This is a genomic window from Variovorax frigidus, assembly GCF_051216515.1.
Lineage (GTDB): Bacteria > Pseudomonadota > Gammaproteobacteria > Burkholderiales > Burkholderiaceae_C > Variovorax.
Map to the genome: position 1 here is coordinate 231,538 of NZ_JBPJZF010000006.1, position 15,435 is coordinate 246,972.

Sequence of the window (15,435 nt, forward strand, 5' to 3'; positions counted from 1 at the left end):
GTTCACTGCTTGCGCAGGCTCGCCGACAGGGTGGCCTTGTTGGCGGTACGGACCACGAAGCCCAGGTTGCGGAAGTAGCCGTTGCCCGCGAAGCTTCCGGCCGGCGCGAAGATGATGGCGGCGGGACCGCCATAGGCGGCGGTATCGAGCTGGCAGGCTTTTTCACCGGCGGCCGCGGCATTCGTCGCGTTCAAGGACAGCGCGTAGAAGTTCTTGGCGCTGTTCGGCTGGGACAGCCCGACGGCGCCCGTCACCGCACACACACCGATCTCAGAGCCCGCCGTCCGGCCGCTGAAGTAGCCCGTCTCGTTGACCGTGATCGACAGGCCGATGTTCTTTTTCTCGCCGATGTTGCTCCAGGTGCCGGTGACGCTGTCCTGCGTCACCGCCAGCGCGTTGGCGCTGCTGTAGCGCAACGGCCCCCAGGCCTCGGGAGAACGGCCGTCGGTCGAATAGTTGCCGTCCATCGAGGCCTTGGCGCTGAAGGTGCCGGAACCGGTCACGGGCGAGGCCTTCAGATAGTAGAACTGGGTGTCGGGGTTGAAGCTCCAGTTGGGCCCCGTGACCGACACCGATCCCCACAGTGTGCCTAGCAGCATCGTGCGCGCGAGCTCACCCCTGGAACTGACGAAGGTGTAGCCGAACATCTCCTCGTAGAGGCCTTCGCTGCCGTTGCCCACATCCGCCGTGGAGCCGGGCTGCGGCGCCGTCAACAGGGGCAGCGGCTCCGAACCGGCCACCGGGGCATAGGGATCGACGCGAGGTCCCGCAGGTGCGGGGGCCGGGGATGGCGCGGGGGGCGGCGCAGGCGCTGGACGTGGGGCCGGCGCTGGCGCCGAGGGGAAACCCATCGCGCTGGGCGGCGCGCCGTCCCCGCCACCGCCCCCGCCACAGGCGCCGAGTCCTGCACTCAACAAGGCCACCGCCAAGGCTTTCGAAAACGGCGGCGCCAAGCCGCCCGCTGCTGCGTGCTTCATGATTCACTCCCTGAACTTTTTTGTAGTGTGCGAAATTCGCGAGCAAATGCTACCCACATTCGGCCCCCCGAACCCTCGCGCGAGCGGACCCATGTCACAAGGACGCGGGATTCCTCCGCAACGGAGTCGCAGACCATGAAGTTGTTCCAGCGCGCCCAGCGCTCGCTGTTCGGCGAGATCCTCGACTGGATGCTCACGCCGCTGCTGCTGCTGGTGCCGGTGAGCATCGGCGTGACCTGGTTGGTGGCGCAGGGCATCGCCAACGCGCCCTTCGACCGTGCGCTCGAGAACAACGTGCGCACGCTGGCCCGGCTGCTGGTGGTGCAGGACGGCCGCATCCAGTTTCCGCTGCCGCAGGCCGCGCGCGACATCCTGAGCGGCGACGACACCGACGTCGTCTACTACCAGGTGCTCGATGGCCGCGGCCAGCTGTTGAGCGGCGAGCGCGACGTGCCACCGCCGCACTCCGACGAACTGCCGACCACCGGCATGGTCTACCTGCACGACGCCACGATGCGCGGCAAGGCGGTGCGCATCGGCTCGCTGTGGGTGCCCGGCGGCACGCCCGATGCACCGCATGCGCTGGTGCAGGTGGCCGAGACGCGCGAGAAGCAGTCGGTGCTGGCCACCGAGATCATCAAGGGCGTGCTGCTGCCGCAGTTCGCCATCCTGCCGCTGGCGGTGCTGCTGATCTGGCTGGCGCTGGTGCGCGGCATCAAGCCGCTGTCGGTGGTGGAGGCGCGCATCCGCGAGCGTCGGCCCGACGACCTGAGCCCGCTGGACGAATCGGGCGTGCCGCTGGAGGTGATCCCGCTGGTGTCGTCGGTGAACGAGCTGCTCAACAAGCTGCACGATTCGATCGCCACGCAGAAACGCTTCCTGGCCGATGCCGCACACCAGCTCAAGACGCCGCTGGCCGGGCTGCGCATGCAGGCCGACCTGGCGCAGCGCGAAGGCGCCAATGCCGAGGAACTCAAACAGTCGCTCAAGCAGATCGGCCGCGCCAGCGTGCGCGCCACCCACACGGTCAACCAGCTGCTCTCGCTGGCGCGCGCCGAGGGCAGCAGCGCCACGCTGGGGCGCCAGTCCTGCGACCTGGCGCGCCTGACCATCGAGGTGGTGCGCGAAGCCGTGCCGCGGGCCATCGAGCGGCGCATCGACCTCGGCTACGACGGCGCCGAAGCCGGCACGCCCGGCGTGACGCTGCAGGGCAACCCGACGCTGCTCAAGGAGCTGGTGCGCAACCTGGTCGACAACGCGCTGAACTACACGCCCTCGCCGCCCGACCACGCAGGCATGATCACCGCGCGCGTGCTGGCCGACCCCTTCGGCCGCGTGGTGCTGCAGGTGGAAGACAACGGCCCCGGCATCGCGGAGGCCGACCGCGAGCTGGTGTTCGAGCCGTTCTACCGCGTGCTCGGCAACGAGGCCGACGGCTCGGGGCTGGGCCTGCCGATCGTGCGCGAGATTGCCAACCAGCACGGCGCGCAGGTGGAACTGGAAGACGCGCACCCGGGCGAGCATCCGCCGGGAGCGCGCTTCACCGTTCGTTTCAAAGGAGAGCATCTGGAATGAGTGCGTCCACCGAGGAGGGCGGGGAGAGCAAGGCCATCGAGGCCCTGCGCCGCCGCTTCAAGACGATCCGCACCGACACCGATGTGTCGGACATGTTCGATTTCGGCGCCGACCTGCTGGAACTGCAATCGGCCGAGGCGCTGGCCTTTCACTACGCGCTGCTGCGCGACACCGGCATGGACAGCGAGCTGTACGACTGGCTCTGCCGCAAGTTCAGCGAGCGCGGCGACGAAGCCGAAGACCATCTGCTCGCGTGCTTCGACCAAGAGCACGACCCGGTGATGCAGGCGACGGTGCTGCAGATGCTCGGCACCTTCAAGTACCGCAAGGGCCGGCGCCTGAAGGAAACGGCGGCACTGGCGCGCGCCGCGCTCGCGTCGCCGCACGAAGACCTGCGCTGCAAGGGCCTGTGGGTGATCGGCTGGCTCGGCGGCACGACCGACATCGCGAAGGTGGCGCCGCTGCTCGCCAACGACCCCGCCGTCGCGAACCGCCGATGGGCCGCCAGTGCGCTGATGCAGATCGTGTTCAACCGCCGCAGCGCGGCGCCCAAGGCGCTCGAATGCTTGCGCACGGCCCTCGAGGCCGAGACCGATCCGGTGGCACTTGGCGGCATCCTGGTCGCGGTGCAGGAAATCGCGGGCAAGAAGTTCGGCCTGAGTTCAAGTTCGCACGAGCCACCGTCCGAAGAAAAATTGCAGGCCGCGCTGGCCAAGGCGCGCCGCATGTTCGCGCGCGCCGCCTGACCCGATTACGGGGCTGGGGCTGGGGCCGGCGCCGATGCGGGCGGGGTCGCCGGCGTGCCGGCCGTGGCTTCCTTGCGGATCTGCAGCCACTCGGGCCGGACCTGCCGCGCCATGCGCTGCGGCTCGCGCTCGTTGAGCCCGGCCGGCGCCAGGCCGAAGCCGGCGAGATCGCCGCGCGCCCACAAGAAATAGCCGGCGTTGGCCAGCAACAAGACGACGAGGACCAGGCGCAGTTTCATCCGGCTCAGAACGACATGCCGCGAGGGCGCACGCTCACTTCGTCGCTGGTGATCCGCTGCAGGCCGGCGTCGGTGCGCACCTGCAGTTCACCGCCCCATGCCACGCCTTCGCACAAGCCGTGGGTGCCGTCGCTCAGCACCACCTCGCGCCCGCGCAGCACGTCGCGCGCGGCAAAACGCTCGGCAAAAGGCGCGAAGCCGCCGGCCTCGAAAGCCAGCACGGCGCGCACCAGCGGCTCGGCCAATTCGCGCAGCACCTCGGGCGCGCTCGCCTCGGGCCGCCACTGGCGCAGCCACGCGGGCGGCGTGCGCATGCCGTCGCCGTTGCGCGCACCGATGTTGATGCCGATGCCGATCACCAGGTAGCGCTGGCCGTCTTGCCGGCCGGCATGCGGCAGCGCGGTCTCGATCAGGATGCCGACCAGCTTGCTGTCGTTGACCCATAGGTCGTTGGGCCACTTGAGCCCGACCTTGTGCTCGCCCGTCGGGTCCAGGCTTTCGGCCACGCTGACACCCACGGCGAGCGACAGGCCCGACCAGTCGGCGGGCGCCAGCGGCAGGCCCAGCGAAAACAGGAGCGAAGCCGCGGGTTCGTTCTGTGGCGCGCTCTGCCAGGGGCGGCCGAGGCGGCCGCGTCCCGCAGTCTGGCGCTCGGCCACCAGCAACACCGGCTCGGTGCGGCCGGCGCGCGCACGGCGCATCAGCTCGGTGTTGGTGGAATCGATTTCGGCCACGGCCTCGACCGTGAAGCCCGGCAACAGCGGCGCGACCGCCGAGGCGATCCGGTCCTCGAACCAGGCGGCCGTGGTGCTGTTGTCGCTGCTGCTCATGGTCAGTCCTTGGGGTCGGACTTGTCTTTCTTGGCGGCATTCTTTTCCGCCTTCTTGTCCGCCTTTTCGGCTGCCTTTTTCTCGGCCTTCTTCTTTTCGGCCTTTTTCTTCGCCTTCTTCTTTTTCTTCTTCTCTTCGTCTTCGTCCTTGGGCGTCAGCAGCGTGCCGCGGCAGGCCTCCGTGCCGCACCAGCAAGGGAACTCGGCCAGCAGTTCCGGCGTGTATGGCAGGTCGATGATCAGGCCGTAGTCGTAGTTGAGCTCTTCGCCGGCCGAAATGTTGCGCAGCGCCTTGATGAAGATGCGGCCCTCGATCTCGTCGGCCTCGCAGTTCGGGTCGCAGGCATGGTTGATCCACTTGGCGGCGTTGCCGTCGACCTTGCCGTCGATCACGCGCTTGTCGTCGATGTGGAAGTAGAAGGTGTGGTTGGGCTGGGCCGGATCGTGCGGATGGCGGCGCAGGGCCTCCTTCCAGGAAATCACCTCGCCCTTGTATTCGATCAGCGTCTCGCCCTCGGCGACATCCTGCACGGCGAAGACGCCCTTGCCGTGGACACCGGAACGACGGGTCTGGATGCGGCGGCCTGGGATCGAAGGGATTTTTGAAGGCATCGCCGAAGTCTGATAGTTTGAATATGCACACACATGCGCGTGCGTGCGCACGCGAGAGCCGCCGATTGTATGTGGCCGCCGCGTTGCACACTGCACGCCATGGCTGCCGTCCGAGGGGACCGCGGGCCGCCGACCGGCAGCCCGCGCCAGCCTCGCCCCATTTTTTGAATGCTGGACTTATGAAGACACTGGTAATTGCAGAGAAACCGTCGGTGGCGCAGGACATCGTCCGCGCACTCACGCCCACGGCCGGCAAGTTCGAGCGTTACGACGAATACTTCGAGAGCGATCAGTACGTCGTGACCAGCGCCGTCGGCCACCTGGTCGAGATCCAGGCGCCCGAGGAATTCGACGTCAAGCGTGGCAAGTGGAGCTTTGCCAACCTGCCGGTGATTCCGCCCCACTTCGACCTGAAGCCGGTCGACAAGACCAAGACGCGCCTGAACGCCGTGGTCAAGCAGGCCAAGCGCAAGGACGTGACGCAACTCATCAACGCCTGCGACGCGGGCCGCGAGGGCGAACTGATCTTCCGCCTGATCGAGCAATACGCCGGCGGCAAGGCGCCGCTGGGCAAGCCGGTCAAGCGCCTGTGGCTGCAATCGATGACGCCGCAGGCCATTCGCGACGGCTTCGAATCGCTGCGCACCGAAAAGCAGATGCAGGGCCTGGCCGACGCCGCGCGTTCGCGCTCCGAGGCCGACTGGCTGGTGGGCATCAACGGCACGCGCGCCATGACCGCGTTCAACTCGCGCGACGGCGGCTTCTTCCTGACGACCGTGGGCCGCGTGCAGACGCCCACGCTGTCGGTGGTGGTGGAGCGCGAGGAGCAGATCCGCAAGTTCGTCTCGCGCAACTATTGGGAAGTGCACGGCAGCTTCGCGGCCGAGGCCGGCGAGTACCCGGGCAAGTGGTTCGACGCCAACTGGAAGAAGGCCAACGCGCCGCTCCTCGCGAATGGAGAACCGGACCCTGAACAACGGGCGGACCGCGTCTGGAACGAGCAGGAAGCGCTGGCCATCGCCAACGCCGCGCGCGGCAAGCCCGCCACCGTCACCGAAGAAAGCAAGCCCACCACGCAGGCCTCGCCCGCGCTGTTCGACCTGACCTCGCTGCAGCGCGAGGCCAACGGCCGTTTCGGCTTCAGCGCCAAGACCACGCTGGCCTTGGCCCAGAGCCTGTACGAACGCCACAAGGCCCTGACCTACCCGCGTACCGATTCGCGCGCACTGCCGGAAGACTATCTGCCGGTGGTCAAGGACACCATGGGCATGCTCGCCAACAGCGGCATGAAGCACCTGGCGCCGTTCGCCAAGCAGGCGGTCGACGGCAACTACGTGAAGCCCAACAAGCGCATCTTCGACAACGCCAAGGTGTCCGATCACTTCGCCATCATCCCGACGCTGCAAGCCCCGAGCGGCCTGAGCGAAGCCGAGCAGAAGCTGTACGACTTCGTGGTGCGGCGTTTCCTGTCGGTGTTCTTCCCGAGCGCCGAGCACCAGGTCACCACGCGCATCAGCACGGTCGAGCAGGGCGGCAAGAAGTACCCGTTCCGCACCGACGGCAAGGTGCTGGTGAAGCCGGGCTGGCTGGCGATCTACGGCAAGGAAGCGCAGGACGACGAGAAGGAAGACGACAAGGACGGCAAGCGCCTCGTGCCGGTGAAGCCGGGCGAGATCGTCAACACCGAGTCGGCCGACATCAAGGGCCTGAAGACGCGCCCGCCCGCGCGCTACTCCGAAGCCACGCTGCTCGGCGCCATGGAAGGCGCCGGCAAGACCATCGACGACGACGAGCTGCGCGAGGCCATGCAGGAAAAAGGCCTGGGCACGCCAGCCACGCGCGCGGCCACCATCGAAGGGCTGATCGCCGAGAAATACATGCTGCGCGAAGGCCGCGAGCTGATCCCGACCGCCAAGGCCTTCCAGCTCATGACGCTGTTGCGCGGCCTGGGCGTGGAGGAACTCTCCAAGGCCGAGCTGACCGGCGAGTGGGAATACAAGCTCGCGCAGATGGAGAAGGGCGCGCTGAGCCGCGATGCCTTCATGCGCGAGATTGCGGCCATGACCGAGCACATCGTCAAGAAGGCCAAGGAATACGACCGCGACACCGTGCCGGGCGACTACGCCACGCTCGAGACGCCGTGCCCCAACTGCAGCGGCATCGTGCGCGAAAACTACCGCCGCTACGCCTGCACCGGCAAGAGCGGCACCGGCGAAGACGCCTGCGGCTTCTCGTTCGGCAAGTCGCCGGCCGGCCGCACCTTCGAGGTGGCCGAGGCCGAGGCGCTGCTGCGCGACAAGCACATCGGCCCGATCGACGGCTTCCGCTCCAAGGCCGGCTGGCCCTTCACTGCCGAGATCGTCATCAAGTTCGACGAGGAGGCCAAGAACTGGAAGCTGGAGTTCGACTTCGGCGACGACAAGAACGCCGAGAGCGGCGAGATCGTCGACTTCAGCGCGCAGGACACCGTGGGCCCGTGCCCGGTGTGCGGCGCGCCGGTCTTCGACCACGGCAGCAACTACGTCTGCGAGAAGTCGGTGCCGACCACCGCGCAGCCCACGCCCAGCTGCACCTTCAAGACCGGCAAGATCATCCTGCAGCAACCGGTGGAACGCGACCAGATGGAAAAGCTGCTCGCCACCGGCAAGACCGACCTGCTCGACAAGTTCGTGAGCATGCGCACGCGCCGCGCCTTCAAGGCCTTCCTGACCTGGAACGCCGAAGAGGGCAAGGTGACCTTCGAGTTCGCACCGCGCGAAGGCGGCAGCAAATTCCCGCCGCGCAAGACCTTCGGCAAGCCGGCGGCCAAGACCGCGGCCGCCAAGAAGGTGGCGGCGAAGAAGACGCCCGCCGCCAAGAAGGCACCGGCCGCGAAGAAGGCGGCCACGCCGCGCAAGCCGGGCGCGGGCCTCAAGCCCAGCGACGCGCTGGCCGCGGTGATCGGCGCCGATCCGGTGGCGCGCACCGAGGTCATCAAGAAGCTGTGGGACTACATCAAGGCCAACAACCTGCAGGACGCGGCCAACAAGCGCGCCATCAATGCCGACGCCAAGCTGAAACCCGTGTTCGGCAAGGACCAGGTGACGATGTTCGAGCTCGCGGGCATCGTGGGCAAACACCTCTCGGCGCTTTAAGTCATGCAACGCCGTCACCTTGCCGCCGCGCTGGCAGCCGCAGTCACTCTGATCGGCAGCGCGGGCCTGGCCCATGCCGCCACGTGGCCCGAGCGACCCGTCAAACTGGTCGTGCCTTTCCCTCCGGGGCAGGCCTCCGACATCTTCGCCCGCGCGCTCGCCGAACAGCTCGGCAAGCGGCTGGGCCAGCCAGTGATCATCGACAACAAGGCCGGCGCCGGCAGCAACATCGGCACCGAGTTCGTGGTGCGCGCCCAGCCCGACGGCTACACGCTGGTGGTGGCCGGCAGCGCGATGGCGGTGAACCAGACGCTCTACGCCAAGCCGGGCTTCGACCCGCGCAAGGACCTGGTGGGCGTCTCGCTGATCGCGAAGGTGCCGCTGGTGTTCCTGGCCACGCCCGAGAGCGGCATCCGCACGCTGGCCGACCTCACGGCGCGCGCCAAGGCCGAGCCCGGCAAGCTCAGTTACGCGAGCGCCGGCATCGGCGGCACGCAGCACCTGTCGGGCGAGATGTACAAGTCGGCGGCGCATGTGTTCATGACGCACATTCCGTACCGCGGCAGCGGGCCGGCGCAGGCGGATTTCCTGGGCAACCAGGTCCCGCTGATGGTCGATTCGGTGACGGCCGCGCTGCCGCACATCAAGTCGGGCAAGGCGATTCCGCTGGCGGTGACTTCGGCCACGCGCTCGTCGCAGTTGCCCGACGTGCCCACCGTGCGCGAGTCCGGCGTGGCCGGCACCAAGGGCTTCGAGGCCGTGGGCTGGCTCGGCCTGATGGCACCGCGCGGCACGCCGCCCGAGATCGTGGCGCGGCTGAACCACGAGGTGACCGACATCCTGAAGAGCGAGCAGATGGCGCGCTTCATCCGCGACCGGGGCTCCGAGCCGGCGCCGACGAGCGGCCCCGAGTTCGACCGCTTCGTGGCGAGCGAGATCGGCCTCTGGGGTGCGGCGGTGAAGGCTTCGGGCGCCAAGCCCGAGTAGCCTCTCAGGCCAGCACGGCCGATGGCGGCGCAGCCTCCCCGCTGCGGTCGACTTCGGCCAGCAGCCAGTTGCGGAAATGATCGAGCGTGGCCAGCTGGCCACGCCCTTCGGGATAGCAGAACCAGTAGCCTTCGTTGCCGCGGTAGCCACCGCCGGGCAGCGGCTCGTCCACCAGTCCCGAGGCAATCTCGTCCTGCACCAGGCAGCGCGGCACCAGCGCCACGCCCATGCCCACCATCACCGCGCGGATCATGGTCTGGAACTGGTCGAACTGCGGGCCCGCCAGCGGATCGAGCCCGCGCACGCCGTGCGCCTCGCTCCATTGCACCCACGACTGCGGCACCGTCACGTGGCGCAGCAGCGTGCAGCGCGCCACGTCCTGCGGTGTCCTGATGACGGCCTCGGCCTGCGCCGCGCGCGGTGCGATCAGCGCGACGTCCTGCCCCGACAGGTAGTGCGAACGGGCACCGGGCCAATGGCCGTCGCCGAACAGGATGGCGCAGTCGAGCTCCGGCCGCTCGAAGTCGTAGCCATGCATGAAGGGGACGAAATGCAGCGTGATCTGCGGATGGCGGCGCTGGAAATCGGGCAGCCGTGGAATCAGCCACTTGGCGCCGAAAGTCGGCAGCGTCGACAGGTGCAGCGCGCCACCGCCGTCGCCGCTGGTGATGAGCTCCAGCGTGGCCGCCTCCAGTTGCGCGAGCAGGGCGCGCACCGCTTTCTCGTAGCGCTCCCCCGCGGGCGTGAGCGCCAGCCGCTTGCGGCTGCGCTCGAACAGCGGCGCGCCGATCCAGCGTTCGAGCTCCTGCACCTGCTTGCTGACCGCGCCCTGCGTGAGGTGCAGCGCCTCGGCCGCGCGCGAGACGCCGCCGAAGCGCACCACCGTCGAGAAGGCACGCAGCAGGTTCAGGGGCGGATTGAGGCGGCGCATTGACATGGCGAGATGCCCATTAAAACATTCCAAATCAGAATGTTAGCTGGTCTATCCTTTGCTTGAAGTGATGCCGTACATCACTCCCTACTTCATTGGAAGAACCCTATGCAACGTCGTCATTTCATTTCCACGCTGGCCGCCGCTTCCGTCGTTCCAGGAATATCCTTTGCCCAAGGCAAGCCGATCCGCCTGGTCGTGCCCTTCCCGCCCGGTGGCGCCACCGACATCACGGCCCGCGTGCTTTCCGAGCCCCTGGCCAAGATCCTCCAGCAGCCCGTGGTGATCGACAACCGCGCCGGCGCCGGCGGCTCCATCGGCATGGCCGAACTGGCCCGCGCCGCCCCGGACGGCCTGGCCTTCGGCGTGGCCACGCTGTCCACGCACGGCGTCAACCCGGCCGTCTATGCGAAGCTGCCCTACGACCCGATCAAGGGCTTCGTCGCGGTGACCGAGCTGGTGAAGGCGCCGGGCGTGGTGGTCATCAACCCGTCCGTGCTGCCGGTCGGCAGCTTCGCCGAACTGGTGAAGTACCTGAAGGCCAACCCGGGCAAGGTGTCGTACGCCTCGCCGGGCAACGGCACCATCGGCCACATGTGGGGCGAGCTGTTCAAGAGCAACACCGGAACCTCGATGGTGCACATCCCCTACCGTGGTGCGGGCCCGGCCATCAACGACGTGCTCGCGGGCCAGGTGCCGGTGTACTTCGACCAGGTGGCGTCGTCGCTGCCGCACGTGAAGGCCGGCAAGCTGAAGGCGCTGGCCGTGTCCTGGAGCAGCCGCCTCGACGTGCTGCCCGAAGTGCCGACCTACGGCGAACTGGGCTACCCGGCCAACAACGACCCGTCGTGGTTCGGCATGATCGCGCCGGCCGGCACGCCGGCCGAACTGGTGCTGCGCATGCAGCAGGCGGTGGCGACCGCGCTGAAGGACAGCTCGGTGCGCGAGCGGCTGTCGCTGCAGGGGCTGTACGCCTCGGGCACCACGCCGGCCGAGTTCACCCAGCAGATCGCGAGCGAGATCGAGAAGATGAAGAAGGTGGCCGCCTTCGCGCGCATCCGATTGGACTGACCCGACCTATGAACCCCCACGCTCATCACTTCGTGTATTCGCTGCCCCCCGAGGGGGCACAGGGCTCCCTTGGGGCGGCCCGGCGGGAGGCCTGAGTCGCCTATGCATCCGGTCCTGAAACTGATTCAAACCCGCGCCCAGGTGACGAGCGTCGCCGGGCACACCCCGCTGGTGCTGGACTCGCCGCACAGCGGCACCGTCTACCCCGACGACTTCCGGCCGGTGTGCGACCTCGCCACGCTGCGCCGGGCCGAGGACACCCACGTCGAGAAGCTCTATGCCTTCGCGAGCGCCATGGGCGCGGCCTGGGTCGAGGCGCACTTCCCGCGCAGCTACCTCGACGCCAACCGCGACATGACCGAGGTCGACATCACCATGCTCGACGGTCCGTGGACCGGGCCGGTGTCGACCGATCCGCGCGTGCTGTCGAAAGTGCGCCTGGGCAAGGGCCTGATCTGGAAGCTCACCGACGAGGGCCTGCCGATCTACGACCGGCCGCTCACGGTGGACGAGGTGCGCCAGCGCATCGACCAGTGCTGGCGGCCGTACCACGCGGCGGTGGCGCAGGCCATCGACGAGGCGCACGCGCGGCACGGCTACAGCATCCACATCAACTGCCATTCGATGCCGGCCATTGCGGGCAGCCACGCCACCGACTTCCCGGGCCTTGCGCACGCCGACTTCGTGATCGGGGACCGCGACGGCAGCACGGCCGCGCCGGCGCTGTCGCACAGGCTCTGCGAGCACCTGCGCGCGCGGGGCTACAGCGTGGACTACAACCACCCGTACAAGGGCGTGGAGCTGGTGCGCCGGCACGGCAACCCGGCAGCCCACCGGCACAGCATCCAGGTCGAGATCAACCGCCGGCTCTACATGGACGAGACCACGCTGGCGCTGGACGACACCGGCGCGGCGCGGCTGCAGGAACATCTGCGGTCGATGGTCGCGATGCTGCTGGCGACCGATCCGCGCTGATCGACCGCCTGCCGCAGCCGGGTTGCACAACAACCCTGCTGCCGGCAGGCGTGTCGTTGAGGGCGGCAAAGCGCGGCGGCCTATAGTGGGCCGACCGCAGTCGCGCCATTCCCTGGAGTTTTCCGTGAAGCCATTCATTGCAGCTGTTTTCGCCGTCGCGATGGGCGTGCTGGTCGCCGGCTGTGCCGGCACGGGCGGCAACCCGTCGTCTTCATCGGCCCCGTCGGGCAGCGGCGTCACGGTGTTCGGCACCATCGACGCCGGCGTCAGCGGTTACAACACCCGGTCGTCGCGCTGATCCTTCAGGCCATGCCGGCCAGGTAGCCGTGCTGCCGAGCCCCGTGCCCCGCCACAGCCGCGATCTTGCGGATGGTGATGGCCGCATCGCCCTTCACGACCAGAAACCGAACAAAGGCGTCCTGCAAGGCCTGCGAGGTGTGGCGCGCGCGGGATTGGCGTGGCTTTTTCCTCGGCGCGGGAACGGGCGCGCGGGCGCTTGTCATCGGCGCCGAACCCGAACACCTTGCGGCCCGGTTGTTCCTAGAATTTGGGGACCCATCGAACGGCATTCTGCAATGGCCCGCAGCAACGCCGTATTCGAGGATTCGCGCACGCCGCCTGCGCGCCACAAGGCAGCGCCCGGACTCTCACCGACCCGCGAGACACACGCATGACCACCACCGGCATCCACCCCGACAACCAGGTCCCCGAACTCAAGGACTACAACGTCTACACCAGCGACCCCGCGCTGCGCAGCGCGGTCGCACGCGGCGGTGCCGGCTGGCGCGACGACGAACTGGTGCGCCAGGGCGCCGAGTACGGTGCCGAGGCCACGCTGCGCGCCGCCGAGGACGCCAACCGCCACGAGCCCGAGCTGCACACCCACTCGCGCATCGGCGAGCGCATCGACCAGGTGCAGTTCCATCCGGCGTGGCACACGATGATGGCCATCGCGCGGCGCAACGGCATCGCCAACCTGCCCTTCTTCGACGAGCGGCCCTCGGCCTGGGTCGGGTACGGCGCCTCGCTCTACATGCACAGCCAGATCGAGTCGGGCTCGACCTGCCCGACCACCATGACCAAGGCCTGCATCCCGGTGATGCGCCGCAACGCCGCGCTGTACGCCGACCTGCGCGCCAAGCTGGCGTCGAACGAGCACGATGCGCGCGACATCCCGCTCGAGGGCAAGGCCTCGATGACCGTCGGCATGGGCATGACCGAGAAGCAGGGCGGCAGCGACGTGCGCAGCAACACCACGCGCGCCGTACCGACGGGGCGCATGGCAAGTGGCCCGTGGGGCGACGAGTTCCTGATCACCGGCCACAAGTGGTTCTTCTCGGCGCCGATGTGCGACGGCCACCTGGTGCTGGCCAAGACCGACGAACACGGCGCCTCGTGCTTCTTCGTGCCGCGCTGGCGGCCCGACGGCAGCAAGAACCCCATCCACATCCAGCGGCTCAAGGACAAGGTCGGCAACCGCTCCAATTCGAGCAGCGAGGTCGAGTTCAAGGAAGCCTGGGGCGTGCGCGTCGGCGACGAGGGCCGCGGCATCCCGACCCTCATCGAGATGGCGACCGTGACCCGGCTCGACTGCGCGCTGTCCAGCGCGGGCTTCATGCGGCAGGCCTTCGTGCAGGCCGCGCACTACGCGCGCAACCGCTACGCCTTCGGCAAGGCGCTGGTCGATCAGCCGGTGATGACCGAGCTGCTGGCCGACATGGCGCTCGAATCCGAGAGCGCCACGCTGCTGGCGATGGAACTGGCCTCGCGCTTCGGCTCGGCCGCGCCGCTGGACACGGCCTGGCGCCGGCTGCTCACGCCCGCCGCCAAGTTCTGGAACTGCAAGCGCGCGGTGGCGCTCACCGGCGAGGCGATGGAAGTCTTCGGCGGCAACGGCTATGTGGAGGACGGCCCGATGGGCCGGCTGTTCCGCGAAGCGCCGGTCAACTCGATCTGGGAAGGCTCGGGCAACGTGATGTGCCTGGACGTGCTGCGCGCCATCTCGCGCAACCCCGACGACGTGCACCTGGTGCTCGCGCAACTGCAGGGCATCTCGGCGGGCGAGCCGCGGCTGCTGGCCGAGATCGACGCGCTGCGCGGCATGGTGCAGCTGCCGCCGCAGGAACTGGAGCGCCAGGCGCGCCGCTTCACCCAGCGGCTGGTGCGCGCGACGCAGGCCTGCCTGATGCTGCAACACGCGAGCGCCGACGCCTCGGCCGCCTTCGTGTCGAGCCGCTTCGACCCCGACTGGGGCCCGGTCACCGGCATCAGCGCCGGCACCCGCGACCCCGGCGCGCTGGTGCGCGCTGCGTGGCATTGAAGGCGGCGCCCTCCTCGACCCGCACGCCCTCGTCCAGCCGGGCCGCGAAAGCCTGCGGCTGAACGGCCGATTCAGCGCCGCAGCAAGGCCTGGCGCAGCATGCGCGCCGCGCGGTCGCGGATCTTGCCGGGCGCGCTGCGGTGCGGACGGTGCGGCTGCACGCGGGCCGCGGTGCAGGCGCCGAGAAAGTCGTTGAGGATGGCGGTGTCGTCGACCGTGCTGATGGTGCCGCCGGCCTTGTGGAATTCGGGGTGCCACTGGGTGGCGGCGATGTAGCCGCGGCCGGCCCGGCCGTTCACGCGGCGGATGGCTTCGGGCACGCGGTCGGGATAGCTCCACGCCTCGACCTCGAATCCCGGCGCCAGGTCCTTGATGCCCTGGTGGTGGATGCTGTTGACCCGCGCGTGCTGCACGCCCGGGTACATGCGCGAGAGCTGCGTGCCCTCGACCATCACGATGTCGTGGAAGTTCTGGTCGTAGCTCTCCGGGTCGCGGTGGCGCAGCGCGTTGGGATGCTGCGTCTCGATGTCCTGGAACAGCGTGCCGCCGAAGGCCACGTTGATCAGCTGCAGACCGCGGCAGACGCCGAAGATCGGCTTGCCGGCCTGCTCGAAGGCCTCGACCAGCGCCAGGTCGTAAAGGTCGCGGATGCGGTCGCCGACCCAGGCATCGCGCATCGGCACCTCGCCGTAGCTGCCGGGCCAGACGTCGGCGCCGCCGTGCATCACCACGCCGTCGAGCCACTCGGCGTAGTGCGAGAGCATGGTGTCGCCGCGCGCGGTTTCGCCGGTCGGACAGGGCACCATGACCACCATCGCGCCGGCGGACATCAGCCAGTGCGCGATCGACTGCTCGACGTACTGCAGGGTCTTGTTGGTGAACAGGGAACGCGCCGGATCGGCGTGCTGGAAGCAGGCGGAAAGGCCGATCTTCAATCGACCGGCGACGTTCTGAGGCATGGCGGTGGCCGCGGGAGACGCGGCGGGCAGAGACGGAAAGCCATTGTGGCGCCGCCCGGCCGCGGAGGCCAGTCGGACGA

General features: G+C 68.6%; 15 protein-coding genes. 8 read left to right on the top strand and 7 right to left on the bottom strand.

All coding sequences use genetic code 11. The features are described from left to right. Positions 1-2 precede the first annotated feature (2 nt). A complete protein-coding gene (locus tag ACSFBC_RS19145) occupies positions 3-740 on the bottom strand; it encodes a hypothetical protein (protein WP_435511936.1) in 738 nt (245 codons plus the stop codon). Between the two features lie 372 nt (positions 741-1,112). On the opposite strand from ACSFBC_RS19145, the gene ACSFBC_RS19150 reads away from it, so the two are divergent. Beyond that, on the top strand, positions 1,113-2,552 hold the full coding sequence (locus tag ACSFBC_RS19150; protein WP_435511937.1) for a sensor histidine kinase: 1,440 nt from the start codon (positions 1,113-1,115) through the stop codon (positions 2,550-2,552). After that, positions 2,549-3,298: a HEAT repeat domain-containing protein gene (locus tag ACSFBC_RS19155; RefSeq protein ID WP_435511938.1), complete on the top strand. Its 750-nt coding sequence runs from the start codon at positions 2,549-2,551 to the stop codon at positions 3,296-3,298. The genes ACSFBC_RS19150 and ACSFBC_RS19155 overlap by 4 nt, the downstream gene beginning before the upstream one ends. 5 nt (positions 3,299-3,303) lie before the next feature. Here ACSFBC_RS19155 and ACSFBC_RS19160 read toward each other — a convergent pair whose 3' ends face one another. From ACSFBC_RS19160 to ACSFBC_RS19170, 3 genes are read right to left on the bottom strand one after another with little or no spacing between them, the layout of a single operon-like run. Continuing rightward, on the bottom strand, positions 3,304-3,537 hold the full coding sequence (locus ACSFBC_RS19160) for a sporulation protein (RefSeq protein WP_435511939.1): 234 nt from the start codon (positions 3,535-3,537) through the stop codon (positions 3,304-3,306). A gap of 5 nt (positions 3,538-3,542) precedes the next feature. Further along, positions 3,543-4,367: a biotin--[acetyl-CoA-carboxylase] ligase gene (locus ACSFBC_RS19165; protein WP_435511940.1), complete on the bottom strand. Its 825-nt coding sequence runs from the start codon at positions 4,365-4,367 to the stop codon at positions 3,543-3,545. A 2-nt stretch (positions 4,368-4,369) separates the two neighbouring features. Then, on the bottom strand, positions 4,370-4,978 hold the full coding sequence (locus ACSFBC_RS19170) for an SET domain-containing protein (protein WP_435511941.1): 609 nt from the start codon (positions 4,976-4,978) through the stop codon (positions 4,370-4,372). Positions 4,979-5,157: 179 nt separating this feature from the next. On the opposite strand from ACSFBC_RS19170, the gene ACSFBC_RS19175 reads away from it, so the two are divergent. Together ACSFBC_RS19175 and ACSFBC_RS19180 are read left to right on the top strand one after the other, a co-directional pair. Continuing rightward, positions 5,158-8,112, top strand: a complete 2,955-nt coding sequence (locus ACSFBC_RS19175; protein WP_435511942.1) for a DNA topoisomerase III — start codon at positions 5,158-5,160, stop codon at positions 8,110-8,112. Positions 8,113-8,115: 3 nt separating this feature from the next. Next, on the top strand, positions 8,116-9,099 hold the full coding sequence (locus tag ACSFBC_RS19180) for a tripartite tricarboxylate transporter substrate binding protein (RefSeq protein WP_435511943.1): 984 nt from the start codon (positions 8,116-8,118) through the stop codon (positions 9,097-9,099). 4 nt (positions 9,100-9,103) lie between these two features. On the opposite strand, the gene ACSFBC_RS19185 is transcribed toward ACSFBC_RS19180, so the two are convergent. Beyond that, positions 9,104-10,036, bottom strand: a complete 933-nt coding sequence (locus ACSFBC_RS19185) for a LysR substrate-binding domain-containing protein (protein ID WP_435511944.1) — start codon at positions 10,034-10,036, stop codon at positions 9,104-9,106. A gap of 102 nt (positions 10,037-10,138) precedes the next feature. On the opposite strand from ACSFBC_RS19185, the gene ACSFBC_RS19190 reads away from it, so the two are divergent. The 3 genes from ACSFBC_RS19190 (at position 10,139) to ACSFBC_RS19200 (ending at position 12,374) form a co-directional block, all read left to right on the top strand. Next, entirely contained in the window at positions 10,139-11,101 is a 963-nt protein-coding gene (locus ACSFBC_RS19190) for a tripartite tricarboxylate transporter substrate binding protein BugE (protein WP_435511945.1), read from the top strand. Positions 11,102-11,203: 102 nt separating this feature from the next. Further along, positions 11,204-12,076 (top strand): N-formylglutamate amidohydrolase, encoded by an 873-nt coding sequence (locus ACSFBC_RS19195; protein WP_435511946.1) that lies wholly within the window; start codon positions 11,204-11,206, stop codon positions 12,074-12,076. 124 nt (positions 12,077-12,200) lie between these two features. Beyond that, positions 12,201-12,374: a hypothetical protein gene (locus ACSFBC_RS19200; protein ID WP_435511947.1), complete on the top strand. Its 174-nt coding sequence runs from the start codon at positions 12,201-12,203 to the stop codon at positions 12,372-12,374. A gap of 4 nt (positions 12,375-12,378) precedes the next feature. Here the strand turns inward: ACSFBC_RS19200 and ACSFBC_RS19205 are convergent, their stop codons facing one another. Then, on the bottom strand, positions 12,379-12,579 hold the full coding sequence (locus ACSFBC_RS19205; protein ID WP_435511948.1) for a hypothetical protein: 201 nt from the start codon (positions 12,577-12,579) through the stop codon (positions 12,379-12,381). 167 nt (positions 12,580-12,746) lie between these two features. Between ACSFBC_RS19205 and ACSFBC_RS19210 the strand changes: the two genes are divergently transcribed. Then, a complete protein-coding gene (locus tag ACSFBC_RS19210; RefSeq protein ID WP_435511949.1) occupies positions 12,747-14,396 on the top strand; it encodes an acyl-CoA dehydrogenase family protein in 1,650 nt (549 codons plus the stop codon). A gap of 71 nt (positions 14,397-14,467) precedes the next feature. On the opposite strand, the gene ACSFBC_RS19215 is transcribed toward ACSFBC_RS19210, so the two are convergent. Next, positions 14,468-15,355, bottom strand: coding sequence for a gamma-glutamyl-gamma-aminobutyrate hydrolase family protein (locus tag ACSFBC_RS19215; protein WP_219214996.1), 888 nt, complete (start codon positions 15,353-15,355; stop codon positions 14,468-14,470). Positions 15,356-15,435: the final 80 nt, after the last annotated feature.

Coding starts and splice junctions, on each gene's coding strand:
- ACSFBC_RS19150 (WP_435511937.1), top strand. CDS start 1,113: ATGAAGTTGTTCCAGCGCGCCCAGCGCTCGCTGTTCGGCGAGATCCTC.
- ACSFBC_RS19155 (WP_435511938.1), top strand. CDS start 2,549: ATGAGTGCGTCCACCGAGGAGGGCGGGGAGAGCAAGGCCATCGAGGCC.
- ACSFBC_RS19160 (WP_435511939.1), bottom strand. CDS start 3,537: ATGAAACTGCGCCTGGTCCTCGTCGTCTTGTTGCTGGCCAACGCCGGC.
- ACSFBC_RS19165 (WP_435511940.1), bottom strand. CDS start 4,367: ATGAGCAGCAGCGACAACAGCACCACGGCCGCCTGGTTCGAGGACCGG.
- ACSFBC_RS19170 (WP_435511941.1), bottom strand. CDS start 4,978: ATGCCTTCAAAAATCCCTTCGATCCCAGGCCGCCGCATCCAGACCCGT.
- ACSFBC_RS19175 (WP_435511942.1), top strand. CDS start 5,158: ATGAAGACACTGGTAATTGCAGAGAAACCGTCGGTGGCGCAGGACATC.
- ACSFBC_RS19180 (WP_435511943.1), top strand. CDS start 8,116: ATGCAACGCCGTCACCTTGCCGCCGCGCTGGCAGCCGCAGTCACTCTG.
- ACSFBC_RS19185 (WP_435511944.1), bottom strand. CDS start 10,036: ATGTCAATGCGCCGCCTCAATCCGCCCCTGAACCTGCTGCGTGCCTTC.
- ACSFBC_RS19190 (WP_435511945.1), top strand. CDS start 10,139: ATGCAACGTCGTCATTTCATTTCCACGCTGGCCGCCGCTTCCGTCGTT.
- ACSFBC_RS19195 (WP_435511946.1), top strand. CDS start 11,204: ATGCATCCGGTCCTGAAACTGATTCAAACCCGCGCCCAGGTGACGAGC.
- ACSFBC_RS19205 (WP_435511948.1), bottom strand. CDS start 12,579: ATGACAAGCGCCCGCGCGCCCGTTCCCGCGCCGAGGAAAAAGCCACGC.
- ACSFBC_RS19210 (WP_435511949.1), top strand. CDS start 12,747: ATGACCACCACCGGCATCCACCCCGACAACCAGGTCCCCGAACTCAAG.
- ACSFBC_RS19215 (WP_219214996.1), bottom strand. CDS start 15,355: ATGCCTCAGAACGTCGCCGGTCGATTGAAGATCGGCCTTTCCGCCTGC.